Annotated in this window: 25 protein-coding genes; 22 read left to right on the top strand and 3 right to left on the bottom strand. The window is 66.9% G+C overall.

Annotation, left to right across the window (positions count from 1 at the left end; translation table 11 throughout):
* The first annotated feature begins 55 nt into the window (after positions 1-55).
* Entirely contained in the window at positions 56-952 is an 897-nt protein-coding gene (locus K2W61_RS06830) for a helix-turn-helix transcriptional regulator (RefSeq protein WP_236755286.1), read from the top strand.
* Positions 953-988: 36 nt separating this feature from the next.
* Here the strand turns inward: K2W61_RS06830 and pcaD are convergent, their stop codons facing one another.
* A complete protein-coding gene (pcaD, locus tag K2W61_RS06825; RefSeq protein WP_175131948.1) occupies positions 989-1789 on the bottom strand; it encodes a 3-oxoadipate enol-lactonase in 801 nt (266 codons plus the stop codon).
* 160 nt (positions 1790-1949) lie between these two features.
* Between pcaD and K2W61_RS06820 the strand changes: the two genes are divergently transcribed.
* From K2W61_RS06820 to K2W61_RS06810, 3 genes are all read left to right on the top strand, one after another.
* Positions 1950-2876 (top strand): LysR family transcriptional regulator, encoded by a 927-nt coding sequence (locus tag K2W61_RS06820; protein ID WP_236755285.1) that lies wholly within the window; start codon positions 1950-1952, stop codon positions 2874-2876.
* A gap of 190 nt (positions 2877-3066) precedes the next feature.
* Entirely contained in the window at positions 3067-5220 is a 2154-nt protein-coding gene (locus K2W61_RS06815; protein ID WP_236755284.1) for a TonB-dependent siderophore receptor, read from the top strand.
* A gap of 59 nt (positions 5221-5279) precedes the next feature.
* Complete coding sequence (locus K2W61_RS06810) at positions 5280-5819, top strand: hypothetical protein (protein ID WP_175131946.1); 540 nt, start codon at positions 5280-5282, stop codon at positions 5817-5819.
* 14 nt (positions 5820-5833) lie between these two features.
* On the opposite strand, the gene K2W61_RS06805 is transcribed toward K2W61_RS06810, so the two are convergent.
* Positions 5834-6595, bottom strand: a complete 762-nt coding sequence (locus tag K2W61_RS06805) for a maleate cis-trans isomerase family protein (protein ID WP_175131945.1) — start codon at positions 6593-6595, stop codon at positions 5834-5836.
* A 124-nt stretch (positions 6596-6719) separates the two neighbouring features.
* Between K2W61_RS06805 and K2W61_RS06800 the strand changes: the two genes are divergently transcribed.
* The 5 genes from K2W61_RS06800 to K2W61_RS06780 all read left to right on the top strand — a co-directional run bounded on the left by K2W61_RS06800 (position 6720) and on the right by K2W61_RS06780 (position 10250).
* Positions 6720-7610, top strand: coding sequence for a LysR substrate-binding domain-containing protein (locus tag K2W61_RS06800; RefSeq protein ID WP_175131944.1), 891 nt, complete (start codon positions 6720-6722; stop codon positions 7608-7610).
* Positions 7611-7736: 126 nt separating this feature from the next.
* Complete coding sequence (locus K2W61_RS06795; protein ID WP_236755283.1) at positions 7737-7898, top strand: hypothetical protein; 162 nt, start codon at positions 7737-7739, stop codon at positions 7896-7898.
* On the top strand, positions 7899-8564 hold the full coding sequence (locus K2W61_RS06790; RefSeq protein ID WP_175131943.1) for a 3-oxoacid CoA-transferase subunit A: 666 nt from the start codon (positions 7899-7901) through the stop codon (positions 8562-8564).
* Between the two features lies 1 nt (position 8565).
* The gene (locus K2W61_RS06785; RefSeq protein WP_175140231.1) at positions 8566-9264 is read left to right on the top strand and encodes a 3-oxoacid CoA-transferase subunit B; all 699 of its coding nucleotides are present in this window, start codon (positions 8566-8568) and stop codon (positions 9262-9264) included.
* 17 nt (positions 9265-9281) lie between these two features.
* Positions 9282-10250, top strand: a complete 969-nt coding sequence (locus K2W61_RS06780) for a tripartite tricarboxylate transporter substrate binding protein (protein WP_175131941.1) — start codon at positions 9282-9284, stop codon at positions 10248-10250.
* A 42-nt stretch (positions 10251-10292) separates the two neighbouring features.
* Here the strand turns inward: K2W61_RS06780 and K2W61_RS06775 are convergent, their stop codons facing one another.
* Positions 10293-12068, bottom strand: coding sequence for a M61 family metallopeptidase (locus K2W61_RS06775; protein WP_175131940.1), 1776 nt, complete (start codon positions 12066-12068; stop codon positions 10293-10295).
* Positions 12069-12107: 39 nt separating this feature from the next.
* Between K2W61_RS06775 and K2W61_RS06770 the strand changes: the two genes are divergently transcribed.
* From K2W61_RS06770 to hemE, 13 genes are all read left to right on the top strand, one after another.
* Positions 12108-12884, top strand: coding sequence for an enoyl-CoA hydratase (locus K2W61_RS06770; protein WP_175131939.1), 777 nt, complete (start codon positions 12108-12110; stop codon positions 12882-12884).
* Positions 12885-13159: 275 nt separating this feature from the next.
* Positions 13160-14716, top strand: a complete 1557-nt coding sequence (locus tag K2W61_RS06765; RefSeq protein WP_175140228.1) for a DUF1254 domain-containing protein — start codon at positions 13160-13162, stop codon at positions 14714-14716.
* 502 nt (positions 14717-15218) lie between these two features.
* A complete protein-coding gene (locus K2W61_RS06760) occupies positions 15219-15632 on the top strand; it encodes an ATP synthase subunit I (RefSeq protein WP_175131982.1) in 414 nt (137 codons plus the stop codon).
* Between the two features lie 87 nt (positions 15633-15719).
* Positions 15720-16601, top strand: coding sequence for a F0F1 ATP synthase subunit A (gene atpB, locus K2W61_RS06755; protein ID WP_175131937.1), 882 nt, complete (start codon positions 15720-15722; stop codon positions 16599-16601).
* A gap of 116 nt (positions 16602-16717) precedes the next feature.
* Positions 16718-16960 carry a F0F1 ATP synthase subunit C gene (gene atpE / locus K2W61_RS06750; RefSeq protein ID WP_003815363.1) on the top strand — a complete coding sequence of 81 codons (243 nt, stop codon included), beginning with the start codon at positions 16718-16720 and terminating at the stop codon, positions 16958-16960.
* Positions 16961-17102: 142 nt separating this feature from the next.
* Positions 17103-17573: a F0F1 ATP synthase subunit B gene (locus tag K2W61_RS06745; protein WP_039882659.1), complete on the top strand. Its 471-nt coding sequence runs from the start codon at positions 17103-17105 to the stop codon at positions 17571-17573.
* 12 nt (positions 17574-17585) lie between these two features.
* Positions 17586-18125: a F0F1 ATP synthase subunit delta gene (locus tag K2W61_RS06740; protein WP_175131936.1), complete on the top strand. Its 540-nt coding sequence runs from the start codon at positions 17586-17588 to the stop codon at positions 18123-18125.
* A 31-nt stretch (positions 18126-18156) separates the two neighbouring features.
* Entirely contained in the window at positions 18157-19698 is a 1542-nt protein-coding gene (gene atpA, locus K2W61_RS06735; protein ID WP_175131935.1) for a F0F1 ATP synthase subunit alpha, read from the top strand.
* 99 nt (positions 19699-19797) lie between these two features.
* A complete protein-coding gene (gene atpG, locus K2W61_RS06730) occupies positions 19798-20703 on the top strand; it encodes a F0F1 ATP synthase subunit gamma (protein WP_175131934.1) in 906 nt (301 codons plus the stop codon).
* A gap of 43 nt (positions 20704-20746) precedes the next feature.
* Entirely contained in the window at positions 20747-22147 is a 1401-nt protein-coding gene (gene atpD / locus K2W61_RS06725) for a F0F1 ATP synthase subunit beta (protein WP_054434844.1), read from the top strand.
* 9 nt (positions 22148-22156) lie between these two features.
* The gene (locus K2W61_RS06720) at positions 22157-22582 is read left to right on the top strand and encodes a F0F1 ATP synthase subunit epsilon (protein WP_006392535.1); all 426 of its coding nucleotides are present in this window, start codon (positions 22157-22159) and stop codon (positions 22580-22582) included.
* Between the two features lie 220 nt (positions 22583-22802).
* The gene (locus K2W61_RS06715; protein ID WP_175140227.1) at positions 22803-23585 is read left to right on the top strand and encodes a hypothetical protein; all 783 of its coding nucleotides are present in this window, start codon (positions 22803-22805) and stop codon (positions 23583-23585) included.
* A 105-nt stretch (positions 23586-23690) separates the two neighbouring features.
* The gene (gene hemE, locus K2W61_RS06710; RefSeq protein WP_175131932.1) at positions 23691-24764 is read left to right on the top strand and encodes a uroporphyrinogen decarboxylase; all 1074 of its coding nucleotides are present in this window, start codon (positions 23691-23693) and stop codon (positions 24762-24764) included.
* Positions 24765-25055: the final 291 nt, after the last annotated feature.

Below are 25055 nucleotides of genomic sequence, written 5' to 3'. Positions count from 1 at the left end.
GGGTAATAATAATTATTCTCAAATAAGCCTGTCCGGTCCTCCCGGATCGTTTCCCATGTTCCATTCCCGCGCCAGCCGCGCTACGGCCGCCGCCGACTATCACCGCATCGACGCGGCCTTCGATCTCGCCAACGGCCGCGGCCTGCGCGCCGGCGTGTTCCGCCGTGGCCGCACCGAATGGCGCGAAGAAGCCCTGTATCCCGGCCTGAAGGTCATCCTGCTCGACGGGCGCGTCAGCAGCCGGGTCGAGGACCGCCAGTCGCTGGCCCTGCGCGGCCCGGTGCTGTGCCTGGCCTGGGCGCCGGGGCAGGCGCGCGGCGCCGACGCGTTCGAGGCCGGCGTCGACCAGCAATTTACGCTGGCGACGTTGCCGGCGGGGCAACTGCGCGACGAACTGGGCATCGACCCTGATTTCCTGCGGGGCCTGGATCCCGCGGCGGGCGCCGACGGCCCCGTCTTCTGGCACGGCGCGGCGGGCCGCGAGGCGCGGCGCGTCGCGGCCCAGGTGCGGGTCTGCCCCTACGAGGGCGCGGCGCGCGCGCTGTATCTGGCGGCCAAGAGCCTGGAATTGGCGGCGGTGGCCCTGGCCCAGGCCGGGCAGGCGTTGCCCGCTGGCGGCGCCGCGTCGCCCGTGGCCGCCGCCCGCGAACTGGATGCGGCGCACGAGGCGCACCGCCGCCTGGCCGCCGATCTGCGCGAGGCGCCATCGCCCGCGGCGCTGGCGCGCGAACTCGGGCTCAACGCGCGTCAGCTGGACCTGGCGTTCAAGCGCGCCTTCGGCGTCAGCATGGCGAGCCATCTGCAGGAAACGCGCCTGACGCGCGGCCGCGAGCTGATCCTGAACGGCGGCCTGAGCGTGTCCGAAGCGGCTTGGCACGTGGGCTACGCGCCCGCGCATTTCTCGGTGGCCTTCCGGCGCCGTTTCGGCGCCGTGCCCAGCAGCCTGCGCTGAGCGCGCCGGGGCCGTCGGGTGCGACAAGCACGGGCTTCAGCGCGCCAGTAGGAACCCCAGCACCGCTTCGCGGAATTCATCCGGTTGTTCGATGTTGGACAGGTGCACCGCCTCCAGCAGGCGCCATTGCGCGCCGGGCACGGTCGCGGCGATCTGCTCGCCATGGCTGGCGGCGGTGACGGTGTCGTCACGGCCCGCGATCACCAGCGTCGGCCGCGGGATCAGCGCGATGGTGCGGCGCAGGTCGGCATCGCGCACCGCCGCGAACGCGCCCGCCAGGCCGTGCCGGTCGGTGTTGAGCAGCATGTCGCGGAACGTGTCGATGACCGGTCCGCCGGCCTGCAGCATCGCGGCCGGGAACCAGTTCGCCAGGAAGGTCTCGGCGGACTCCTTCATGTCCGGCGCCTGCAGCGTGGCGGCGATGCGCTCGTCCCATTGCGGCGCGGGCCCGAGATAGGGCGAGGTGTTGGCCAGGATCAGGCGGTCGATGCGGTCCGGCGCATGCACGCCCAGCCATTGGCCGATGATGCCGCCCAGCGACAGGCCGAGGAAGTGGGCGCGTTCCACGCCCAGCGCATCGAACAGCTCCAGCACGTCGCGGCCGAGCCGGTCCAGCGAATAAGGGCCGGCCGGCACGCTGGAATCGCCATGGCCGCGGGTGTCGAAGCGCAGCACGCAGAAGTGCCGCGCCAGCGCCGGCACCAGGTCGTCCCACATGCGCAGCGTGGTGCCGATGGAGTTGGACAGGGCCAGCACCGGCAGGCCGGCGTCGCCGTCCCAGCGGTAAGCGATGCGGGCGCCGTCGCCCGTGGTGATGAAAGTCGTGTCGGTAGTCATGATGAGCGTCCTGTCTTGTATGAGGGAGGTGCGGGGCTCGGGGCGATGTCGCGCTCATCTGCCGGGCCGGGCAACGGTGTCGACCGTGAGACGGATCGTAGTTGCGGCCCATCCTGAAAGAAATTACAAAGATCGCACAGTCACTGTAGGAAAACCTGACATGAGCGAATTCACGCTGCACGACCTGCAGTGCTTCGACGCGGTGGTGCGGGCCGGCGGCTTCCAGGCCGCGGCCGAGACGCTACATCGCTCGCACCCCGCGGTGTTCGCGGCCGTGGCCAAGCTGGAACGGCAACTGGATCTGGCGCTGCTGGACCGCAGCGGCTACCGTGTACGGCCCACCGCCGCCGGGCAGTCGTTCCATGCGCGCGCCCAGGCGCTGCTGCGCGAACTGGCGGGCCTGCGGGCCCATGCCGAGCAACTGGCGATGGGCCAGGAAAGCGAATTGAACGTGGTGCTCGGCGACTTCTGCCCGCGCCCGCTGCTGCTGAGGCTGCTGGGCCAGTTTTTCGCGCAGTGGCCGGCCACGCGCCTGAACCTGCACTTCGAGGCCGTGACCGGGCCGTGGGAACGGCTGATGGATGGGGATGCCGACCTGATCCTGCATCGCGTGGAACCGGGCGATGCGCGCGTCGAATGGCTGGAACTGGGCAGCGTGCCGTTCGTGCCGGTGGCCGCGCCGGGCTATCTGGCGCCGTCGCCGCGCGCCCTGCGGCCCGAACACCTGCACGACTACACCCAGTGCGTCATGCGCGACACCGCCCGCCACACGCCGGCGCGCGACTACTTCATGGTCGAGGGGGCGCGCCAGTGCACCGTGGCCGACCAGCTGATGAAGAAGGAGATCATCCTGCTGGGCCTGGGCTGGGGCCACATGCCGCGCTTCCTGGTCGAAGAGGAATTGCGCGACGGCCGCCTGCTGTCGCTGGCCAACCGCTACCTGCCGGGCAGCACCGAGACGCTGGCCGCCGCGCGGCGCGCCGACCGGCCGCAGGGGCCGGTCATAGCGCGCCTGTGGGACGCCCTGCGCGCCCACGCGCCGGCCATCCGCCAGGCGGTGTCGCCGGTGAAAAAACGAAAGCCTTAATCCGGAATTCGAAAGCCTTTTGCATTGCCCGCCGCGGCGCCGTTGAAGATGATTATCAATCTTGTTGAACGGGCTGGAAGCGGAGGGAATGGTGGGTATCGAGACACGTGGGATTCGCGCGAAACGGGGGCGTCCGGCGCGCGGGCGGGCCGCTTCCCACAACGGCGCCGCATGGCTGCGGCGCGGCGCCATGATGATGGGCCTGGCGGCGGGCGCGCACGCCGGTGCGCAAACGGCTGGGCCGGCCGATACGGCCACGCTGGCGCCGGTGACGGTGCGGGGCGAGCAGGTCGGCGTCACCGAAGGCAGCGCGTCCTACACCGCGCCCAGCGTCACCATCGGCGGCAAGCTGCCGTTGTCGCTGCGCGAGATTCCGCAATCGGTGTCGGTCATCACGCGCCAGCGCATCGAGGACCAGAACCTGGCGTCGCTGGAGGACGCCATGGCGCAGACGCCGGGCATCACCATCGACCTGATGGGCACCGCCGCGGTGCCGCAGTTCTATTCGCGTGGCTTCCAGATCGAGTACTTCCAGTACGACGGCGTGCCGATGCAGACCGGCGGTGCGTCATGGGCGCAGCCCGATCTGTTCATGTTCGACCACGTCGAGCTGTTGCGCGGCGCGGCCGGCCTGTTCAACGGCGCCGGCCAGCCGGGCGGCGTCATCAACCTGGTGCGCAAGCGTCCCACGCGTGAGCTGCAATTCAGCGGCTCGGCCAGCGCCGGGTCGTGGGACAACTATCGCGGCGAACTCGACCTGTCGACGCCGCTGAACGCATCAGGTTCGGTGCGCGGCCGCATCGCCACCGCGCAGGAAGACCGCAAGTACTTCTACGACGTGGCCAATTCGCGCAAGCAGGCCTACTACGGCATCGTCGAAGCCGACCTGGGCGAGCGCACGCTGCTGACCGTGGGCGGCAGCTACCAGAAGCGCGACTGGTTGCCCTACATGATGCAGCTGCCACGTTACAAGGATGGCGGCGATCTCGGCCTGACGCGCGGCACCTACCTGGGCGCCGACTGGAACCGCTGGGACTTCGAGAACACGCAGGTGTTCGCCGAGCTGGCGCACCAGTTCTCGTCGGACTGGAGCGTCAAGCTCAACGTCAACCAGGCCGAGGAAACCAGCAAGCTCAAGTACGCCTACGTGCGCGGCGCCGTCGACCGCCAGACCGGCCTGGGGCCGCGACTGTACGGCGGCGGCAACCAGTATCGCAATGAACAGCTGGGCGTGGACCTGATGGTGACCGGCGCGTTCGAGGCGCTGGGACGCCGCCACGAACTGGTATTTGGCGGCAACTGGTACGACCGCAGCGCGCGTACCTACAACGCCTATTCGCTGCCGGGCTTCGCGGCGCGGCCGGTGGACGTCTTCCATTACGACGTGCACGACTATCCGGAGCCGGCCGATCCGCAATGGGGCAGCAAGAGCGATGTCAAGACGCGCCAGTCGGGCATCTACGCGATGGCGCGCCTGAAGGTGGCCGACCCGCTGACGCTGGTGCTGGGCTCGCGGATGAGCTGGTGGCGCACGCAGAGCACCAATCTGATCAGCGGCCGCGGCGATCCGGCCATCAGCGAACATGGCCGCATGACGCCCTACGCCGGGCTGGTGTACGACATCGACAGCCACTGGACCGCCTACGCCAGCTACGCCGACATCTTCCGCGTGCAGAGCGACCTGCGCTCGGCCAGCGGCGGATCGCTGCCGCCGGTGGTGGGGTCCAACTACGAAACGGGCCTGAAAAGCGAATGGCTGGACGGCAGGCTGAATACCTCGTTCGCGTTGTTCCGCATCACCGAACGCAACCGCGCGCAGCGTGACCCGAACTACCCCGAGGTCGGCGATTGCTGCTACGAGGCCAGCGGCCAGGTGCGCAGCCAGGGCTTCGAGACCGAGGTGTCGGGGCGGCTCGCGCCGGGCTGGGAAGTAGCGGGCGGCTACACCTTCAACACCACGCGTTACCTGAAGGACAACAACCACGGCGGCGCGGTCTTCCGCACCTTCACGCCCCGGCACATCTTCCAGCTGTGGACCACCTACCAGCTTCCCGGCCTATGGAACCGCTGGAGCGTGGGCGGCGGCGTCAACGTCAAGAGCGGCATCTACACCGAAAGCGCGGCCCAGGGGCCGGTCAGCGGCAGCGCCGTGCGCGTGTCGCAAGGCGGTTACGCGATCTGGAACGCGCGCGTCGGCTACCGCGTCAACGAGCACGTCTCACTGGGGCTGAACGTCAACAACCTGTTCGACAAGGTCTATTACCAGCGCCTGGGCAACGCCGACATGGGCAACGCCTATGGCGAGCCGCGCAGTTTCATGCTGAGCATGCGCGTCAAGTACTGACGCCGGCCTGGAACGCATCAACCGAGTGCCCTCGGGGCACGCATCACAAGGAGAACACCATGCACGCCTTCCTGTCGCAGCCATTGCGCGCCGCCGTCCTGGGGCTGGCGCTGTGCGCGGGCGCCATGGCGCAGTCCGCCGCGCCCGTCACTCCGGCGTCGGCGCCGGCCGCGTCCGCCTGGGCCGCCGGCGAGTACCGCTGGCACATCGACGATCGCAACGGTGAGCCGCCCTACACCTTGCGGCTGTACGTGCAGCCGCTGCCATCGGGCGATTACGTCCTGACCGGCAGCCTGCTGCTGGACGATGCCGAACTCGGCGCCCACGGTTCGGCGCGGTTGCGCGATGGCCAGCTGGTGCTGGACCTGACCGCCAGCGGCGGCGTGCTGCAGGCGCCGATGGACGAGGGCAAGCGCCGCCTCTATCCCAAGGGCAAGGCGCCCGCGCGCGTGGACTCGGCGGGCTTTGCCACAATGCGCGCGCTGCTCGATCCGCAATCGCTCGAAGGCGTGGTGCAGCGCTACCAGACCAACGTCGTCACGGGGCACCACGTGCAGGGGCCGATGTATGCCAACAGCGTGATCCGCCGCATGCCGTAGTGCGGCCGTGCCGCTCAGTATTTGCCCGTCAGCAGTTCACCGGCGTCGGGCACGCGCGTTTCCAGGTCCAGCACCTTGAGCATGCGATAGACCGTGGCCGCGGCGGCGGTCACCACCGGCAGGCCCAAGCGGTCCTGCACCGGCTGGATCGACGCCAGCGATGGCATCTGCACGCAGGCCGACAGCACCACGGCATCAACGCCGCGCGTATCCAGGCGCTCGACGTGGCTGGCCGGCGCCATCGGGTCCTGCGCGCCCACCTTCAGGTTGTCGGCGATCTCCAGCGACAGGCTGTCGTGCACTTCGATGCCTTCGTGTTCGATGTAGTCCACCACCAGTTTGGTCAGCGGTTTCATGTAGGGCGTCAGGATCGCGACCTTGCGCGCGCCGATGGCGTGCAGGCCTTCGACCAGCGCGCCGGCGCTGGAGACGATGGGCGCAGGGGCGCCGTTGGCCACAGTGGCCTGGTGCAGCCGTTCCTGCGAGGCGCGATGGTAGCCCAGGCCTTGCGCCATGATGGCCACCAGGCAGGCATAGCCCAGCACGTCGACGCGGGCGTCCGACAGTTCCTGCGCACAGCGGTCGGATTCGCGGTCCATTGAGGCCAGCTCCGCCGCCGTCACCTGCTTCATGCGCATGCGGCTGGAGTGGAAGGTGAAGCGTTCGGGCGCGATGGTCTCGCGCCGGCGCAGCATGGCGGGGATTTCCGTTTCCATGGTGGTGTTGGAACTGGGAACGATCTGGCCGATGCGCAGGACGCGGGGCGACTGGGTCATGGCGGGTCTCCGGTGGGCATTGTCTGCGCCCAAGGTGGCGCGCAAGCAATTCTGCTCGCCGCGAACGATAGTTTCCAATATAGTTTTTGTCTGGTTTCATATCTTTCGCAAATCATTGGCCGCCATGGAAATCCGCCAACTCCGTTATTTCGCCGTGCTGGCCGAAGAACTCAACTTCACCCGCGCGGCCGCTCGGCTGCATATTTCGCAGCCGCCGCTGAGTCTGCAGATCGCCCAGCTCGAACGCGAACTGGAGGTCAGGCTGTTCGACCGCACCAACCGCCGGGTAGCGCTGACCGCGGCCGGCGCGGCCTTCCTGAACGACGTGCGCGCCACGCTCGCCGGTCTCAAGGACGCCACGGTGCGGGCGCGCGCGGTGGACCAGGGCAGGGCGGGGCGGGTCGAGATCGGCCTGTCCGGCTCGCATTTCTTGGGGCCGGTGCCGGCGCTGATCGCGCGCCATGCCGCCAGCCATCCGCAGGTCTCGGTGCTGCTCAACGAAATGAACCCGGCGGCGCAGTTGGAAGCGCTGCGCGGCCATCGCATCGACGTCAGCATCTCGCGCACGGCGGTCGATGACGACGAACTGCAATCGCTGGCGCTATGGCCCGATCCGGTGGTGGCGGCGCTGCCCGCCGGCCACCGACTGGCCGGCCGCAAGCGGCTGGCATTGTCCGATCTGGCGCGGGACGCGTTCGTGATGCTGCGCACCGACACCTCGGCCTTTGCCCGCGAGCTGGCCGACACCTGCGCCCGCGCCGGTCTGGCGCAGGCGGTGGCGCAGCGCGTGGCGGAAGTGCCGGCGCAGTTGGCGCTGGTGGCGGCCGGACTGGGCGTGGCGCTGGTGCCGCGGTCGACCTGCGGCCACTTCGGCGCGCGGATCGCGGTGTGCGCGCTGCCGGCCACGGTCGGCAGCGGCATGGTCTACGCCGTCACGCGGCGCGACGACGGCAACCGCGCGCTGCAGGCTTTCCTGCGCACGGCGGCGCAGATGGCGGCGCGCCCGGCGCGCTGACCGCGGCGGCGCTCTTTTGCGCAGGCGAAGCCGCTCCTCCAGATTCCGGAATAGGCATTCGGCGGCATCGCGGCCACACTCTCCCGCACAAGCTGATCCGCGCAATGATCACGCAGGGAGACAAGCATGCCGCATCCGCAACGCTGCGCCGACATCACCGCGCGCTTTCGCGCCATGGGCGGGCAGGCCGGTGGCAACGCGCCGGCCGAGTACATCGCCTTCATCGGCCAGGAACACGCCCGCTGGACGCGGACCGTGGACACCGCCGGCCTTGCCCAGGAGCGCTAAGTGATCGACAAGATTCAGGCTCGCATGATCGACGCCGTGGCCATCATCCCCGACGGCGCCAGCGTGCTGGTGGGGGGCTTTGGCGAAGCCGGCGTGCCGTACGAGTTATTGCACTGCCTGGCCGAGCTGGGCCGGCGCGACCTGACCGTTATCGCCAACAACGCCGGCACCTACGACCGCGGCATCGCCGCGCTGCTCGATCGGCGGCAGGTGCGCAAGATCATCTGCTCACATCCGCGCCCGCCCAATTCCGAGGCCTTCGCCCGCGCCTATCGCGCCGGCGAAGTGGAGCTGGAATGCGTGCCGCAAGGCACCCTGGCCGAGCGCCTGCGCGCGGCCGGCGCCGGCCTGGGGCCGTTCTACACGCCCACCGGCTACGGCACCGAGCTGGCGCAAGGCCGCCGCCAGGAGGTGATCGACGGCGTCGGCTACGTGCTCGAACAGCCGCTGCGCGGCGATTACGCGCTGATCCGCGCGCACCAGGGCGACCGCTGGGGCAACCTGATGTACCGCCACGCCGCGCGTAATTTCAATCCGGTGATGTGCATGGCCGCCGGCCATGCCATCGCCCAGGTCGACGAGGTCGTGCCGCTGGGCGCCTTCGCGCCCGAGCAGGTCATGACGCCCGGCCTGTTCGTCAAAACCGTGGTGCGCGTGGAGACCTGAGATGCCGACGATCACCCCCCTGACCCGCCAGCAGGTCGCGCAATTGCTGGCCGGCGACATTCCGGATGGCTCGGTCGTCAATCTCGGCATCGGTATGCCGACCCTGGTCGGCGACTACCTGCCATCCGACAAGGACATCCTGCTGCACAGCGAGAACGGCATCACTGGCATGGGGCCGGCGGCCGCGGGCGAGGCCATCGATCCCGACCTCATCAACGCCAGCCGCCAGCCTGTCACCCTGTTGCCGGGCGCCTCCATTACCGAGCACACCGTGTCGTTCGCCATGATGCGCGGCGGCCACCTCGACTACGCCGTGCTGGGCGCTTTCCAGGTGTCGGAACGCGGCGATCTGGCCAACTGGAAAACCGACGCCGCCGACGCCATTCCCGCCGTGGGCGGCGCGATGGACCTGGCCGTCGGCGCCCGCCAGGTGCTGGCCATGATGGAACACCGTGGCCGCGACGGCGCGCCCAAGATCCTGCGCCAGTGCCGCTATCCGCTCACCGGCGCCGGCGTCGTCACGCGCATCTACAGCGACCTGGCCGTGATCGACGTCACGCCCGCCGGCCTGCGCGTGTACGCCATTTTGCAAGGCGTCAGCGCCGGGGACCTGCAGGTCGCGACCGAAGCGCCCTTGGGGTTCGACGCCACGCCGCGCCGCATCACGCTGGACGCCGCCGGCGTGCCGCGTTACGCCTGAACTTTCCGGAGCCGCTCATGCACCGTTCATGCTTTGCCGCGCTAGCCCTCGCTGCCGGACTGCTCCAGTCCGCGCCGGCGCCGGCCGCCGACGGCTACCCCGACAAACCCATCACGCTGCTGATCCCGTACCCGCCTGGCGGCAGCGCCGACATGCTGGCGCGTCCGCTGGGCGCGGCCCTGCAGAAGAAGTGGAACCAGCCCGTGGTGCTGGAGTACAAGCCGGGCGCCGGCGGCGCCATCGCTTCCGCCCAACTGGCCCGCGCCAGGCCCGACGGCTATACCCTGCTGATGGTGCTGGCTGCCCACGCCATCAACCCCAGCCTCTACCCCTCGCTGCCCTACGACACGCGCCGCGACTTCGCGCCGGTCTCGCTGGTCGCGACCTTGCCCATGCTGGTGGCGGCTCCGCCCTCCACGCCGGCCGACACCATCCCGCAGCTCATCGCCTACGCCAGGGCGCATCCCGGCAAGCTCAGCTTCGCCTCCGCCGGCAACGGCAACACCAGCCACCTGGCCGCCGAAATGTTCAAGCACCAGACCGGCACCGATATGCTGCATGTCCCCTACAAGGGCAGCGGCCCCGCCGTCGTCGCCCTGCTCGGGGGCGAAGTCTCGCTGATGTTCGACAGCATCTCCACCTCGCTGCCGCAAGTCCAGGCCGGCAAACTCAAGGCCCTGGCCGTCACCGGCGAACATCGCTCGCCGCTGCTGCCCGATGTGCCGACCGTCGCCGAAACCGTTCCCGGTTTCGTCGTTAACGGCTGGTACGGCATCCTCGCTCCCGCCGCCACCCCGCCCGCCATCCTCGACACCCTCAGCAGGGCCATCGCCGCCGCGATCGACGCGCCCGACCTGAAGGCTCAACTGAATAGCTACGGCTACGAAACCGTAGGCTCCACCCCCGCCGCCTTTGCCGGCCACATCGACAGGGAACTGGACACCTGGAAACGAGCCGTCGAGGCCTCCGGCGCCAAGTTGAACTGACCCAGATACGAAGAGGGCCTTCAGAAGAAGGCCCCAGGAGACTCACCCAAACGACAACACGCAATCCAAGGCCTCGGGCTCGCCGAGCCGCACCTGGAACACCCTCAATTCATCGCGCCTGAACACATGCACGCTCACGCGGTCCCCCGCCCGATAGTGTCCCAGCAGCACCTCCAGGCCGGCGGCCCCGTCGACCTTCAGGCCATCGATCGCCACCAGCACATCGCCAGCCGACAACCCGCCCTTATGCGCGGCGCCACCTTCCAGCACCGTCGCCAGCGTCAGTGAATCCCCCTGCTTGCGGGTGCGCGCATCCAGGGCAGGAATGTTGGCCGAAGCCTTCCATTGCAGTTTCACCCCCTGCGGCGCCAGCAACGCCGCCAGCGGCACATCCGCCGTGCCGTAGGCATGCCGCGCGATGAAGCGCCGCGCATCCACCCCGGTGGCTTCCTGGATCAGCGCCGGCAGCCCATCCTCTGGCAGGCCCTGCGCCTTGCCGCGATAGAAATCGCGCCCGTAACGCTGCCACAGCAGGCGCATCACATCATCCAGCGAATGCGCGCCGCCTGATTCCTGGCGGATCAGCAGGTCCAGCCCCAGCGCCACCAGCGCGCCCTTGGTGTAATAGCTGACCAGCGCATTGGGGGAGTTCTCGTCCGGCTTGTAATAGCGGGTCCAGGCATCGAACGAACTTTCCGCCACCGACTGCTTGTGCCGCCCCGGCGTGCGCGCCACGCTGGTGATGGTCTTGGCCAGCAGGCGCAGGTAATCGTTCTGCGTGATGGCGTTGGAACGCAGCAGCAGCAGATCATCGTAGTAGGACGTGAAGCCCTCGAACACCCACAGCAGCCGCGTCAGGTCCGGCTGCGCCAGGTTGTACGGCACAAACGCCTGCGGCTTGATGCGCTTGACGTTCCAGGTGTGGAAATACTCGTGGCTGACCAGCCCCAGGAACCCGCGATAGCCTTCGCCCTGGCCCAGCTGGCCCAGCACTGGCAGGTCCTTGCGCGCCGTCATCAGCGCGGTGCTGGCGCGATGCTCCAGGCCACCGTAGCCGTCGCCGGTGACCATCGTCATGAAAACGTAGCGGTCGGCGCTGTCCAGGAACGGCGCGCGCTTGCTGCGCGGTTCGAAGAAGGCGATCTGGGTTTCGCAGATCTTGCGCACGTCGGCGGTGATGCGGGCCAGGTCCAGGTTGGGCGCGACGCCCGTGAACACCAGCTCGTGTTCGGCGCCATGCGCGGTGAAACGGGCCACCTGCGGCGTGCCCATTTCCACCGGATGGTCGATCAGCGCGTCGTAGTCCGGGGCCAGGTACAGGCCGAAGCCGTGCCGCCGTGCCGCGCCCCGGTGGCCGCGCGCCTCGGGCAGGCTGGTGTAGACCTTCCAGCCTTCGATGCCGCGCGGCGGCGCCAGGTCCACCAGGCAGGGCAGGTGATCCTGCCCATGCACTCGCAGGAACACGCTGGTGCCGTTGAAGAAACCGTGCGTTTCGTCCAGGTGCGCGCCGCGCACCGACAGGTCCCAGGCATAGACCGTGTACTCGATCCGCAGCGGGCCTGCGCAAGGCGCGGCCTGCCAGGTGTGGTTGTCTATTTTGTCGACAACCACGCGGCGGTTGCCCGAATGGGCCGTCAGCGACTCGATCTGGCGCGAGAAATCGCGGATCAGATAGCTGCCCGGAATCCAGGCCGGCAGCGACAGGCGCTGGCCGTCGGGCGAGGGCGACTGGATGGTTAGGGTTATCCGGTAGCGGTGCCCCGCGGGGTCGTGGGGCGCGAGGCGGTAAAGTATGGGGAAAGCATCGGTTTTTTCCATGCGTATATCTTATTTCATCCCATCCTCTGGAGACAGGTAATGAGCGAGTCGTTTGTGCTGGTCGAAACCCGCGGCCGCGTCGGTGTGCTGACGCTGAACCGCCCCAAGGCGCTCAACGCGCTCAACGATCAACTGATGAACGAACTCGGAGCGGCGCTGCTGGCTTTCGAGGCGGATGCGGACATCGGCGCCGTGGTCATCACCGGCAGTGAAAAGGCCTTTGCCGCGGGGGCCGACATCGGCGCCATGAAGGACTGGTCGTACATGGACGTGTACGGCAGCGAATACATCACGCGCAACTGGGAGACCCTCAAGCGCATCCGCAAGCCCGTGATCGCCGCGGTTGCCGGCTACGCGCTGGGCGGCGGCTGCGAGCTGGCCATGATGTGCGACATCATCATTGCCGCCGACACGGCCAAGTTCGGCCAGCCCGAGATCAAGCTGGGCGTCATTCCGGGCGCCGGCGGCACCCAGCGCCTGCCGCGCGCGGTGGGCAAGGCCAAGGCCATGGACATGGCCCTGACCGCCCGCATGATGGGCGCCGAGGAAGCCGAGCGCGCCGGCCTGGTGTCGCGCGTGGTGCCGGCCGACAAGCTGATGGACGAGGCCATGGAGGCGGCTACCGTGATCGCCTCGATGTCGCTGCCGTCGGTCATGATGGCCAAGGAATGCGTCAACCGCGCCTTCGAAGGGTCGCTCAACGAAGGCCTGCTGTTCGAGCGCCGCCTGTTCCATTCGCTGTTCGCCACCGAGGACCAGAAGGAAGGCATGGCCGCGTTCACCGAGAAGCGCAAGCCGGACTTCAAGCACCGTTGAGCCCTGTCGCGCCGCTTGCGGGTCCATACACGGTCCCCGCAAGCCGCGCGGCCGGTCCGATCACGCGCCCGCCCAGGGCGCGTTTTTCATGCGCGGGCGGTGGGAGCAGGCGTTGCGCCTTGAAACTTTTGAATAGCACATTGTTGCAGCGATCAGCCCTACCCTGAAAAGGCGTCACTCTGAAAACGAGCTGTCGCGCCAGAGGGGTTTGCCCGACCTGGTAAGCCCCATGCGCGGCGGCTTGTGTGCAAACAATAAGCAACAAGGAGCCTTGCATGCGTACTTTCCCCTTTCATCGCCGGTGGCCCGCCGCCGCGCTCGCGGGTGCCCTCAGTCTCTGCTTCGTGACCGCTACGCAAGCCCAATCGCCGCGGCCGACGCTGCGGCTGGTGTCCGAAACGCCGTACCCCGCAGCGGCCGCGCCCGCGCCGCAAATGAGCGCGCAGGAACTGCGCGACATTGCCATCGACGCCTATGTCTACGCCTATCCCATGGTGTTGATGGAGCTGGCGCGCCGCAAGGCCACCGCGGTGCAGGCGCCGCTGGATGGCAAGGCGCCCGTCAACCAGTTCGGCCACAAGGCCGCGTTCCCCGATCCGCGCGCCGCCGACACGCCGTGGCCCAGCGCCGACGCGTTGTATTCCAGTCTCTGGTTTGACGTGTCGCGCGCACCGCTGATCGTACGCCTGCCCGACAGCGGCAACCGCTACACCGTGCTGTCGGCGCTGGACATGTGGAGCGACGTGTTCGCCTCGCGCGGCACGCGCACCAACGGCCCCGGCGCCCAGTCGTTCGCCATCGTCGGCCCGAACTGGCAGGGCGCGCTGCCGCCGGGCATGGACGTGATCCATAGCCCCACCTCGACCGGCTGGCTGATCGGCTGGACGCAGACCGGCGGCCCGCAGGACTACGCCGCGGTCAACCAGATCCAGGCCAATATGTCGGCCAGCCCGATGGTGCCGCCGGTGGCGCCAGTGCCCGGGCGTCATCGTGGCGCCGGCAGCACCAGGCCCTATCCGCAGACCGGCCCGGGCGTGGGCACGGCGCCGATCGGCAGCGACGTTCCCATGCCGATGCCCGTCAACGTGCCCGACGGCACGCCGGCCGAGCAGGCCGCGAGCATGGATGCCGCTTCGTTCTTCACGCTGTTCTTCGACGTCATGCGCAACAACCCGCCGCATGCCAACGACACGCCGATGCTGGATCGCATGCGCCGCATCGGTCTGGACGGGCGCCAGCCGTTTTCGTACGGCCGCCTGAGTCCGGCCGTGCAGCAGGCGCTGGCCGACGCGCAGCCGCTGGCTGGCCGCCGCATCGCCGACGGCGTGTCGCGCCTGGCCACGCCCATCAATGGCTGGAACACCGTGCTCACCGGTATCGGCACCTATGGCACCGACTACACCCGCCGCGCCGCCATCGCCTACGCCGGCCTGGGCGCGCCGACGCCGGAGGACGTGCTCTATCCTGTCACCGCTGCCGACAGCAAGGGGCGGGCGCTGAATTCGGATGAAGACTACGTGCTGCATTTCGACAAGGGCCAGTTGCCGCCGGCCAATGCTTTCTGGTCGCTGCACGTCTACAACGCCAAGCATGGCTTTCCCGATAATCCCGCCAACCGCTACGTGCTGCGCAGCACCGACGGCCTGAAGTACAACGCCGACGGCTCGCTCGATCTCTATATCCAGCGCCGCGACCCGGGCGAGCGCAAGCGCGCCAACTGGCTCGCCACCCCGGCCGCCGACGGCCCGTTCCTGCTCAGCATGCGCCTGTACTGGCCGCAGGACGTGGCGCTCGACGGACTGTGGGCGCCGCCGCCCGTCAAGGAAGATTGAATCGGGATGGCCGGGAGTCTCGCCCGGCCAGCTTTGCCCCGGGGCCCCGCAAGGGGCTTTTTTTCGGCCTTTTCGGGCCATCGGTCGGCACACGCGCGGCGGTCCCGGGCTGGCCGCCGCGCCAATTCGCGTCCCCAATTTTCCGGCCGCGCCGCGCGCGTTGAGGGGCATGTTGCCGCCTTACAAACTGCCGAAAGTTCATTTGCTCGGGTAAAAAGAAACACGCTATACTCTGCGGGTTTGACGCTTGCGGGATAAGAACACGTGGCGGTAATTTCGCCTGAGTTCTGACAGGGGCAAGGCTTGCAGTATGGCTTTGAGCGGGGAAAGTTTGATGCAGCAGAACACAGTGCGGCACGAACCTGCGCGCCGGGGGGAGCAACCCTTCAGGGAAGATGATCCCGAAGGACATCACTCCAGGGGAAACATCCCCGGGGGAGACGCCTCCCATCAGTCGGCGCAACAGGGCGGGGCACGCCAGGTTCTGGCGGATCAGGATCCGGTGGACCGGGTACTGGTTCTCAGCGACGCGGATCGTGCGGCGCTGGATGCGCAAGCTGGCCGCGGTCTCTTGTTGGCACTGGCGGCGCAAGGCGCCATGGGGCTCGCAGCAGCAGTAATAGCGGGGGTTGTCGGAGGGGCGGCGGCAGGTTGGTCGGCGCTGGCGGGGGCAGGAGCGTATTTCATACCCAATGCGTTGTTCGCATTGCGCCTGGCTGTCAGTGTCCGGACCGGTAAGGCCAGTCCCTTTACCTTTCTCTCTGGTGAGTTGATCAAGTTGTTCGCAACGGCATTGCTGTTGTGGCTGCTTTCGCGTGTGGCGCAGGACAGCCTGGTCTGGCCTGCGGTGCTGCTGGGTCTGATACTCACCTTGAAGGGATATCTCCTGCTTTTGATGTTCCGCAAGTTGTCATAGCGCGCCGGGTAGGTGTACGGCAAACGGAATCGTGGAATCGTCCGGCTCGCAAGGGCTCGGGCATACAGCAAATAGGGTAGGATTCAAATGGCTGCTGCCAGCGACGTGTCGCCTCAGTCCGCTTATATTCAGCACCACCTGGTGCACCTGAACAATACGGGCGAAAAACAGACTGCAATTGCTCAGTTTGACATCATCAACTACGACTCGTTGTTCTGGTCCGGCCTGACGGGCCTGATCGTCATCTTCTTCCTGTGGCGCGCCGCCCGCCGCGCGACCGCCGGCGTCCCGGGCCGCTTCCAGGCTTTCGTGGAAATGATCGTCGACATGGTCGACGACCAGGCCAAGGGCATCGTCCACAATGCCAAGAGCCGTCTCTTCATTGCTCCGCTCGCGCTCACCGTGTTCCTCTGGATCATCCTGATGAACGCGCTGGACCTGCTGCCTGTCGACCTGCTGCCGTCGATCTGGCGCTGGACCGGCCTGGGCGCGCACCATGGCGACCCCCTCTATTACCACCGCGTGCTGCCGACCGCCGACCTGAACGTGCCGATGGGCATGTCGCTGGGCGTGCTGCTGCTGATGTTCTACTACGGCATCAAGATCAAGCACCCGGGCGGCTTCGTCAAGGAACTGTTCACCGCGCCGTTCCACGCGCATGGCCTGGGCGCTCTCGTCCTGGCGCCGTTCAACCTGCTGCTGAACCTGATCGAATACGCCGCCAAGTCGGTGTCGCTGGGCATGCGGTTGTTCGGCAACATGTTCGCCGGCGAACTGATTTTCATGCTGATCGCCCTCTTGGGCGGCGCCTGGACCGGCTTCAACGGTGCCAGCATCGGCTTGGGAATCGGCCATGTGCTGGCCGGCTCGATCTGGGCCATCTTCCACATCCTGATCGTCTTGCTCCAGGCCTTCATCTTCATGATGCTGACCCTGGTGTATCTCGGCCAGGCGCACGAAGGCCACTGATCCCCCGAATTTCCGGCGCCGGCCATCCGGGCGGCGCTGGATAGCAAGATCCTCTTGCATTGAGCAGTACCCAATCTTTTATTTTTTGACTTCAGATTTCTAACCAAGGAGTTGTCATGACCAACGTCGCTTTCGTTGCTCTCGCTTGCGGTCTTATCATCGGTCTGGGCGCTATCGGCGCTTGCATCGGCATCGCACTGATGGGCGGCAAATATCTGGAAGCTTCGGCTCGTCAGCCTGAACTGATGAACGCTCTGCAAACCAAGATGTTCCTGCTGGCTGGCCTGATCGACGCGGCATTCCTGATCGGCGTGGGTATCGCCATGCTGTTCGCCTTCGCCAACCCGTTCGTCGGCTAAGGCACGCCCGCCGGCGAAAAGGCGGGTCATGACGCTGGTGGCGATGCGGGCTTGAGCCCCGTCGCCGACCGGCAAAGTATCGAGTGCTCCGCGTTGCCCGTCCCGGGTGCCGTCGGAGCCGCAAGGTGTTAAAGGAACGACCGTGAATCTGAACGCGACGATCATTTTCCAGATGCTCGTGTTCTTCGTTCTGGGCTGGTTCACGATGAAATTCGTGTGGCCTCCTCTGACGAAGGCGATGGACGAGCGCCGCCAAAAAATCGCCGATGGCCTTGCCGCCGCGGAGAAGGGCAAGGCCGATCTGGCCCAGGCCCAGGCGCGCGTCAGTCTGATCGAGGCTTCTGCCAAGTCCGAAAACCACGCCCGCATCATCGAGGCCGAAAAGCAAGCCGCCTCCCTGATCGAGCAGGCCCGCCGTGAAGCGGAAGCCGAGCGTGCCCGCATCGTGGCGCAAGCCGCACAGGACGCCGCGCAGGAAGTCCAGCGCGCCCGTGACGCGCTGCGCGACGACGTTGCCGCGCTGGCTGTCAAGGGTGCTGAACAGATCCTCAAGCGCGAGGTTGACGCCCGCGCCCACGCCGAGCTGCTGAACCAGCTTCGCGCGCAGCTTTAATCCGGGACCGTCATGGCTGAACTTTCCACTGTTGCCAGGCCCTACGCCGAAGCCTTGTTCGCCGCCGCGTGCGACGACAAGGCCGGCCTGCAGGCTTGGGCCGACCTGGTCAGCGAGCTGTCGCAGGTCGCCTCCAACCCCGACGTGCGCGAGGCCATGGCCGATCCGCGTCTGGGCGACACGCAGCGCGTCGAGCTGTTCTCCGGCCTGGTGAAGGCCGAACTGCCCCAGGCCGCCCGCAATTTCATCGCGCTGCTGGTCGAAAACGACCGGCTGCTGCTGTTGCCCGAAATCGCCACGCAATTCGTGGCGTTGCGGAACCGTCACGACGGCACGGCGCAGGCGGAAATCACCAGCGCGTTCGAGCTGAGCGATGCCCAGGTCCAAGAACTGGTCGCCGGCCTCGAGAAGAAATTCGGCCTGAAGCTCAAGCCCGTCGTCACTGTCGACCAGTCGTTGATCGGCGGCGTGCGCGTGGCCGTCGGAGACCAGGTGCTCGATACTTCCGTACAAGCCCAATTGGCCCGCATGCGCGATACGCTCGCCGCTTAAAGGCAGCACTAACAGGATTCCAGGAGTCAATATGCAACTCAATCCCTCCGAGATCAGCGAACTGCTCAAGAGCCGCATCGAGGGCCTGGGCGCTTCGGCTGATGTCCGTACTCAGGGCACCGTCGTGTCCGTGACCGACGGTATTACCCGCATCCACGGCCTGTCCGACGTGATGCAGGGCGAAATGCTCGAATTCCCCAACAACGTCTTCGGCTTGGCGCTCAACCTCGAGCGCGATTCCGTTGGCGCCGTTATTCTCGGTGACTACACCGGCGTGTCCGAAGGCGACGCGGTCAAGACGACCGGCCGCATTCTGGAAGTGCCGGTCGGCCCCGAACTGAAAGGCCGCGTGGTCAACACGCTGGGCGAGCCGATCGACGGCAAGGGCCCGATCAATGCCAAGGCCACCGACATCATCGAAAAAGTGGCCCCCGGCGTTATCGCCCGCCGCTCGGTGTCGCAGCCGCTGCAAACCGGCATCAAGGCTATCGACTCGATGGTTCCCATCGGCCGTGGCCAGCGCGAACTGATCATCGGCGACCGCCAGACCGGCAAGACCGCCGTGGCCGTCGACACCATCATCAGCCAGAAGGGCAAGGGCGTCACCTGCGTGTACGTCGCCATCGGCCAGAAGGCGTCGACCATCAACAACGTGGTGCGCAAGCTCGAAGAGCACGGCGCGCTGGAATACACCATCGTCGTGGCCGCCTCGGCCTCCGACTCGGCCGCCATGCAGTACCTGGCCGCCTACGCCGGCTGCACGATGGGCGAATACTTCCGCGATCGTGGCGAAGACGCGCTGATCGTCTATGACGACCTGACCAAGCAAGCCTGGGCCTACCGCCAGGTCTCGCTGCTGTTGCGCCGTCCGCCCGGCCGCGAAGCCTACCCGGGCGACGTGTTCTACCTGCACTCGCGCCTGCTGGAACGCGCCGCCCGCGTGAACGAAGACTACGTCGAGAAGTTCACCGGTGGCGCCGTCAAGGGCAAGACCGGCTCGCTGACCGCGCTGCCGATCATCGAAACCCAGGCGGGCGACGTGTCGGCCTTCGTTCCGACCAACGTGATCTCGATCACGGACGGCCAGATCTTCCTGGAAACCGACCTGTTCAACGCAGGTGTGCGTCCCGCCATCAACGCCGGTATCTCGGTGTCGCGCGTGGGCGGCGCCGCCCAGACCAAGGTCGTCAAGAAGCTGTCCGGCGGTATCCGTACCGACCTGGCGCAGTACCGTGAACTGGCCGCCTTCGCGCAGTTCGCCTCGGATCTGGACGACGCCACCCGTCGCCAGCTCGAGCGCGGCAAGCGCGTGGTCGAACTGCTCAAGCAGCCGCAATACCAGCCGCTGCAAGTGTGGGAACTGGCCGTCACGCTGTACACGGTGAACAACGGCTACCTCGACGACGTGGACGTGGCCCAGGTGCTGTCGTTCGAGAAGTCGCTCAAGGACCAGCTCAAGGCCAAGCACGCCGACCTGATCCAGCGCGTCGAAGACACCAAGGAACTGTCCAAGGACGACGAAAGCGAACTCGCCGCCGCCATCCAGGAATTCAAGAAGCACGGTGCTTTTTAAGAAAGTGATGGGTTAGGCGTCAGCGGCGCCTCACCCATCCTTATCGGATGGTTGAGGCGCAAGCGCCAACCCATCGGCCAGTCTTCACAGGAAAGCGCAATGCCCGGAATTAAGGAAATCCGAACCAAGATCAAGAGCGTGCAAAACACGCGCAAGATCACCAAGGCGATGGAAATGGTCGCCGCATCCAAGATGCGCAAGGCGCAGGAACGGATGCGCGCGGGCCGTCCGTACGCCACCAAGGTGCGCGAGATCGCCGCGCACCTGATGCAGGCCAACCCCGAGTACAGCCACCCGTACCTGGTCGAGCGCGAAGTCAAGGCGGTCGGCGTGGTCATGGTGACGACGGACAAGGGTCTGTGCGGCGGCTTGAACACCAACATCACCCGCGTGGTGCTGTCGAAGCTGAAAGAGTTCGAAAAGAACGGCATCACCGTTCAGGCGACCGCTTTCGGCAACAAGGGCGTGGGCGTGCTGTCCCGTATCGGCGCCAAGCTGGTTTCCCAGGAAGTGCAACTGGGCGACAAGCCGCAGCTGGATCGCCTGTTGGGCGCGATCAAGGTGCAGCTGGACGCCTACCTGGAAGGCCGCATCGATGCGCTGTACGTGGCCTCGACCCGCTTCGTCAATACGATGAAGCAGGAGCCGCTGTTCCTGCGTCTGCTGCCCCTGGCCAGCGGTTTGGAAGATCCGTACCAGACGGGCGCCGAAAGCCTGGCCAAGACTTCGGAAGTGAAATCGGATTACAGCTGGGATTACATCTACGAACCCGACGCTCGTAGCGTGATCGACGACCTGCTGCAGCGTTACGTGGAAGGCCTGCTGTACCAAGCCGTGGCCGAGAACATGGCTTCGGAGCAGTCGGCCCGGATGGTCGCCATGAAGGCGGCGTCGGACAACGCCAAGAAGGTCATCGGCGATCTGCAGCTGGTCTACAACAAGACCCGCCAGGCCGCGATCACCAAGGAAATTTCGGAAATCGTAGGGGGCGCTGCCGCCGTCTGAGGCAGGCAGCATCCCGTCAAAAGCTATCAAGCAAGGAATCGACATGAGCAACGGAACCATCGTTCAGTGCATCGGCGCCGTGGTGGATATTCAGTTCCCCCGCGATCACATGCCCAAGATCTACGAAGCGCTTACTCTGGTCGACGAGGGTTCCTCGTTCGCCGAAAAGGGTCTGACGCTGGAAGTGCAGCAACAGCTGGGTGACGGCGTGGTGCGTACCATCGCCCTGGGCTCCAGCGACGGCCTGCGCCGCGGCATGAAGGTCGCCGGCACCGGCGCCCCGATCTCGGTGCCCGTCGGCACCGGCACGCTCGGCCGCATCATGGACGTGCTGGGTCGTCCCATCGACGAAGCCGGCCCGATCCAGCACGAAGAAAAGCGTGGCATCCACCAACCGGCCCCCCGTTTCGACGAGCTGTCGCCGTCGGTGGAACTGCTGGAAACCGGCATCAAGGTTATCGACCTGGTGTGCCCGTTCGCCAAGGGCGGCAAGGTCGGCCTGTTCGGCGGCGCCGGCGTGGGCAAGACCGTCAACATGATGGAACTGATTAACAACATCGCCAAGCAGCACAGCGGCTTGTCGGTGTTCGCCGGCGTGGGTGAGCGTACCCGTGAAGGCAACGACTTCTACCACGAAATGGAAGAGTCGAACGTTCTGGACAAGGTGGCGATGGTGTTCGGTCAGATGAACGAACCCCCGGGCAACCGTCTGCGCGTGGCGCTGACCGGCCTGACCATGGCCGAGAAGTTCCGCGACGAAGGCCGCGACATCCTGTTCTTCGTCGACAACATCTACCGCTACACGCTGGCCGGTACCGAAGTGTCGGCGCTGCTGGGCCGTATGCCGTCGGCGGTGGGCTACCAGCCCACGCTGGCCGAGGAAATGGGCAAGCTGCAAGAGCGCATCACGTCCACCAAGACCGGCTCGATCACCTCGATCCAGGCCGTGTACGTGCCCGCTGACGACTTGACCGACCCGTCGCCCGCCACCACCTTCCAGCATTTGGACTCGACCGTCGTGCTGTCGCGTGACATCGCCGCCCTGGGTATCTACCCGGCCGTGGACCCGCTGGATTCGTCCAGCCGCCAGCTCGACCCGCAAGTCGTCGGCGAAGAACACTACGCCGTGGCCCGTGGCGTGCAGCAGACGCTGCAGCGCTACAAGGAACTGCGCGACATCATCGCGATTCTGGGCATGGACGAACTGTCGCCGGAAGACAAGCAGGCCGTGGCCCGCGCCCGTAAGATCCAGCGTTTCCTGTCGCAGCCGTTCCACGTGGCCGAAGTGTTCACCGGTTCGCCCGGCAAGTACGTGCCGCTGGCCGAAACCATCCGTGGTTTCAAGATGATCGTGAACGGCGAGTGCGATGCGCTGCCGGAACAGGCCTTCTACATGGTCGGCTCGATCGACGAGGCCTTCGAGAAGGCCAAGAAACTGCAATAAGGAACCGATATGGCTACCCTGCATGTGGATGTCGTCAGCGCAGAGGAAGCGATCTTCTCCGGTGAGGCGAAGTTCGTGGTGCTGCCTGGCGAAGCGGGTGAGCTGGGCATTCTGCCCGGTCACACCCCGCTGATCTCGCGCATACGCCCCGGGACGGTCAAGATCGTCCGTGCCGACCAAGGCGAGGAAAACATCTTCGTCGCCGGGGGCATTCTGGAAGTGCAGCCGGGCAGCGTGACGGTCCTGGCCGACACCGCCATCCGCGCCGCCGACCTGGACGAAGCCCGTGCCCTGGAAGCGCGCAAGCGCGCCGAAGAGGCCCTGGCCAACGCCAAGGACAAGGCCGACATCGCGGTTGTCGAGGCCGAGCTGGCGATGCTGGCGGCGCAAGCCATTGCCGCGCGCAAGCTGCGTCAAGGCGGCCGCTCGCACTGAGCGCACGACCCGCCGGGGTTCGCCCCGGATCGAAAAAAGCGGCCAATGGCCGCTTTTTTCATTGGAACCGCCGGCGCTCGCGGTCGCGCGGGGCAATCGGCGCCGGCTTGCGGGCGGCCACCCTCGGTCACCCGCGACCGGCTTGCGTTCTCTACGAATAGCGACACGCCGGGCGCGCCGTTAGTCTCCAGGTATTGCAATTCGAGCCTGGAGGAACGGCATGCGAGAAACCATGGATTGCGGGGTATTGCTGGCCCCCGGCCACGAAACCGCCATGGGCGCCTGGGTCGCGCGCGATCAACCCCGGCTGGCGCGCGTGCGCCTGCATCTGGTGCCGCTGCGTGCGCCCGGCAGCGTGCCTGGCGGACTCGACACCCACGCCCTGGCCGAGCTCGCGGTCAGCCTGCGCCGCTACGATCATTGCATCCTGCCGGTGGCGCTGGCATCGCTGGCCTGGACCCGCATGTCCTTGCAGCAGGCCAGCCGCGCCTTGGTCACGCCGCTGCTGCTGCTGGTGCACGACATGACCGCGCCAGCCATCGAAGACCTGCTGCGGCTGGGCGCCGCCGATTTCATCACGGCGCCGTGCTGCCTTGAAAGCCTGCGCGTACGGCTGGCGCGGCTGGCACGCCGGGCGCCGCTGCTGGCGCCGACGCTGGAAGAACCGGCGGCGGTCTACGCCGGGCCGGCGCAGCGGCCCGCCGGCCGGCTGCATGCGCGGCCGCGGGTCGCGCGGCAGGTGTTGCAGCAGGGGCTGGCAGGGCTGCGCTACCAGCCCGATCGCACCACACAGGAACCCTTCCGGCAGGCCAAGTCGCGCGTGGTCGACGGCTTCGAGTCAGACTACATCCGCCTGGCCCTGTCGCGCCACCAGGGCAATGTGGCGCGGGCGGCGCGCGCCTCCAGCAAGCACCGCCGTGCATTCTGGGCGCTGATGCGCAAGCACGGCATCGATGCCGCGCCTTATCGCCGCATGGCCGAGCAGGCGCCACAACCCGATTGAGGCAATCCGCGCGGTTTTGCGCCACGGCAAGCGGGTCTGCCGGCGGCGCCGCGCCCTGTCAGCTTGGGGCAGTAGAATCATGGCTTCCGATCATCGAGGATAGTCGTGTCCGCTTCCGTTTTGAAGAACGATGTGTTCTTGCGCGCGCTGCTGCGCGAGCCCGTGCCCTACACCCCCATCTGGCTGATGCGCCAGGCGGGCCGCTACCTGCCCGAGTACCGCCAGACGCGGGCCCGGGCCGGTTCCTTCATGGGGCTGGCACAGAACCCGGACTACGCCTCGGAGGTCACCCTGCAGCCGCTCGAGCGCTACGACCTGGACGCGGCCATCCTGTTCTCCGACATTCTTACCGTGCCGCACGCCATGGGCCTGGGCCTGGACTTCGCCGAAGGCGAGGGGCCGCGCTTCGCCCGCCCGGTGCGCACCGAGGAAGACGTGGCGCGCCTGGCCGTGCCCGACATGGATAAGCTGCGCTACGTGTTCGACGCCGTCGGCACCATCCGCCGCGACCTGGACGGCAAGGTCCCGCTGATCGGCTTTGCCGGCAGTCCCTGGACCATCGCCTGCTACATGGTCGAGGGGCGGGGTAGCGACGACTACCGCCTGATCAAGACCATGCTGTATTCGCGCCCGGACCTGCTGCACCGCATCCTGGAAATCAACGCCGAGGCCACGCTGCAATACCTGAACGCGCAGATCGCCGCGGGCGCGCAGGCCGTCATGCTGTTCGACAGTTGGGGCGGCGTGCTGGCCGACGGCTTGTTCCAGCAATTTTCACTGGCCTACACCCGCAAGGTGGTGGCCGGCCTGACGCGCGAACACGAAGGGCGCCGCGTGCCGGTCATCGTCTTCACCAAGGGCGGTGGGCAGTGGCTCGAAGACATCGCCGCCTGCGGCTGCGATGCCGTGGGCCTGGACTGGACGGTCGACCTGGCCGCGGCGCGGCGCCGCACCGGCGACTCGGTCGCGTTCCAGGGCAACCTCGATCCGATGGCCCTGTTCGGCGGCGCCGACGCCATCCGCGCCGAGGCGCGCCGCGTGCTGGATGCGTTCGGGCCGGTGGGCAAGGGGGGCCATGTGTTCAATCTGGGCCACGGCATTTCGCGTTTCACCCCACCCGAAGCGGTAGCCGAATTGGTCGACGAAGTCCACCATCACAGCCGCTCGCTCAGGGGGTAAGTGAGTGAACGCTTCGGTCCGCAGGGCCGGGCGTCGAGGGCTGCCGGACACAGTTGTGCACAGCAAGATTACGCTCGGGGAAAACCCTTTAGAAGCTGGCTTACAATCTTGGAAGTTTGTATAAGCCACTGTTTTTATTGGAATAAAATGGGTTTTCAACAAAGTTGCAAGAGTTGATGCAATCTTGCCTTATTCCAATTTTTGACGTTGCTCTTGCCTTTTCCCCAAAGTTATCCACAGGCTGGGTCTGGAGTTCCGGACCCGCTTGCGGCGACAATCCCTGCTGGCCCG

It is taken from the genome of Achromobacter pulmonis, from assembly GCF_021733725.1.
Lineage (GTDB): Bacteria > Pseudomonadota > Gammaproteobacteria > Burkholderiales > Burkholderiaceae_B > Achromobacter > Achromobacter pulmonis.
This window is presented reverse-complemented; position numbering and strand designations above follow the sequence as displayed.

Excerpts from the sequence above, each read along its gene's own strand:
- atpB (WP_175131937.1), top strand. The coding sequence starts at position 15,720 with ATGGCTGCTGCCAGCGACGTGTCGCCTCAGTCCGCTTATATTCAGCAC.
- atpD (WP_054434844.1), top strand. The coding sequence starts at position 20,747 with ATGAGCAACGGAACCATCGTTCAGTGCATCGGCGCCGTGGTGGATATT.
- K2W61_RS06810 (WP_175131946.1), top strand. The coding sequence starts at position 5,280 with ATGCACGCCTTCCTGTCGCAGCCATTGCGCGCCGCCGTCCTGGGGCTG.
- K2W61_RS06830 (WP_236755286.1), top strand. The coding sequence starts at position 56 with ATGTTCCATTCCCGCGCCAGCCGCGCTACGGCCGCCGCCGACTATCAC.
- K2W61_RS06820 (WP_236755285.1), top strand. The coding sequence starts at position 1,950 with ATGAGCGAATTCACGCTGCACGACCTGCAGTGCTTCGACGCGGTGGTG.
- K2W61_RS06775 (WP_175131940.1), bottom strand. The coding sequence starts at position 12,068 with ATGGAAAAAACCGATGCTTTCCCCATACTTTACCGCCTCGCGCCCCAC.
- K2W61_RS06805 (WP_175131945.1), bottom strand. The coding sequence starts at position 6,595 with ATGACCCAGTCGCCCCGCGTCCTGCGCATCGGCCAGATCGTTCCCAGT.
- atpG (WP_175131934.1), top strand. The coding sequence starts at position 19,798 with ATGCCCGGAATTAAGGAAATCCGAACCAAGATCAAGAGCGTGCAAAAC.
- atpA (WP_175131935.1), top strand. The coding sequence starts at position 18,157 with ATGCAACTCAATCCCTCCGAGATCAGCGAACTGCTCAAGAGCCGCATC.
- K2W61_RS06770 (WP_175131939.1), top strand. The coding sequence starts at position 12,108 with ATGAGCGAGTCGTTTGTGCTGGTCGAAACCCGCGGCCGCGTCGGTGTG.
- K2W61_RS06800 (WP_175131944.1), top strand. The coding sequence starts at position 6,720 with ATGGAAATCCGCCAACTCCGTTATTTCGCCGTGCTGGCCGAAGAACTC.
- K2W61_RS06715 (WP_175140227.1), top strand. The coding sequence starts at position 22,803 with ATGCGAGAAACCATGGATTGCGGGGTATTGCTGGCCCCCGGCCACGAA.
- K2W61_RS06815 (WP_236755284.1), top strand. The coding sequence starts at position 3,067 with ATGATGATGGGCCTGGCGGCGGGCGCGCACGCCGGTGCGCAAACGGCT.
- K2W61_RS06795 (WP_236755283.1), top strand. The coding sequence starts at position 7,737 with ATGCCGCATCCGCAACGCTGCGCCGACATCACCGCGCGCTTTCGCGCC.
- pcaD (WP_175131948.1), bottom strand. The coding sequence starts at position 1,789 with ATGACTACCGACACGACTTTCATCACCACGGGCGACGGCGCCCGCATC.
- K2W61_RS06765 (WP_175140228.1), top strand. The coding sequence starts at position 13,160 with ATGCGTACTTTCCCCTTTCATCGCCGGTGGCCCGCCGCCGCGCTCGCG.
- atpE (WP_003815363.1), top strand. The coding sequence starts at position 16,718 with ATGACCAACGTCGCTTTCGTTGCTCTCGCTTGCGGTCTTATCATCGGT.
- K2W61_RS06720 (WP_006392535.1), top strand. The coding sequence starts at position 22,157 with ATGGCTACCCTGCATGTGGATGTCGTCAGCGCAGAGGAAGCGATCTTC.
- K2W61_RS06740 (WP_175131936.1), top strand. The coding sequence starts at position 17,586 with ATGGCTGAACTTTCCACTGTTGCCAGGCCCTACGCCGAAGCCTTGTTC.
- K2W61_RS06785 (WP_175140231.1), top strand. The coding sequence starts at position 8,566 with ATGCCGACGATCACCCCCCTGACCCGCCAGCAGGTCGCGCAATTGCTG.
- K2W61_RS06780 (WP_175131941.1), top strand. The coding sequence starts at position 9,282 with ATGCACCGTTCATGCTTTGCCGCGCTAGCCCTCGCTGCCGGACTGCTC.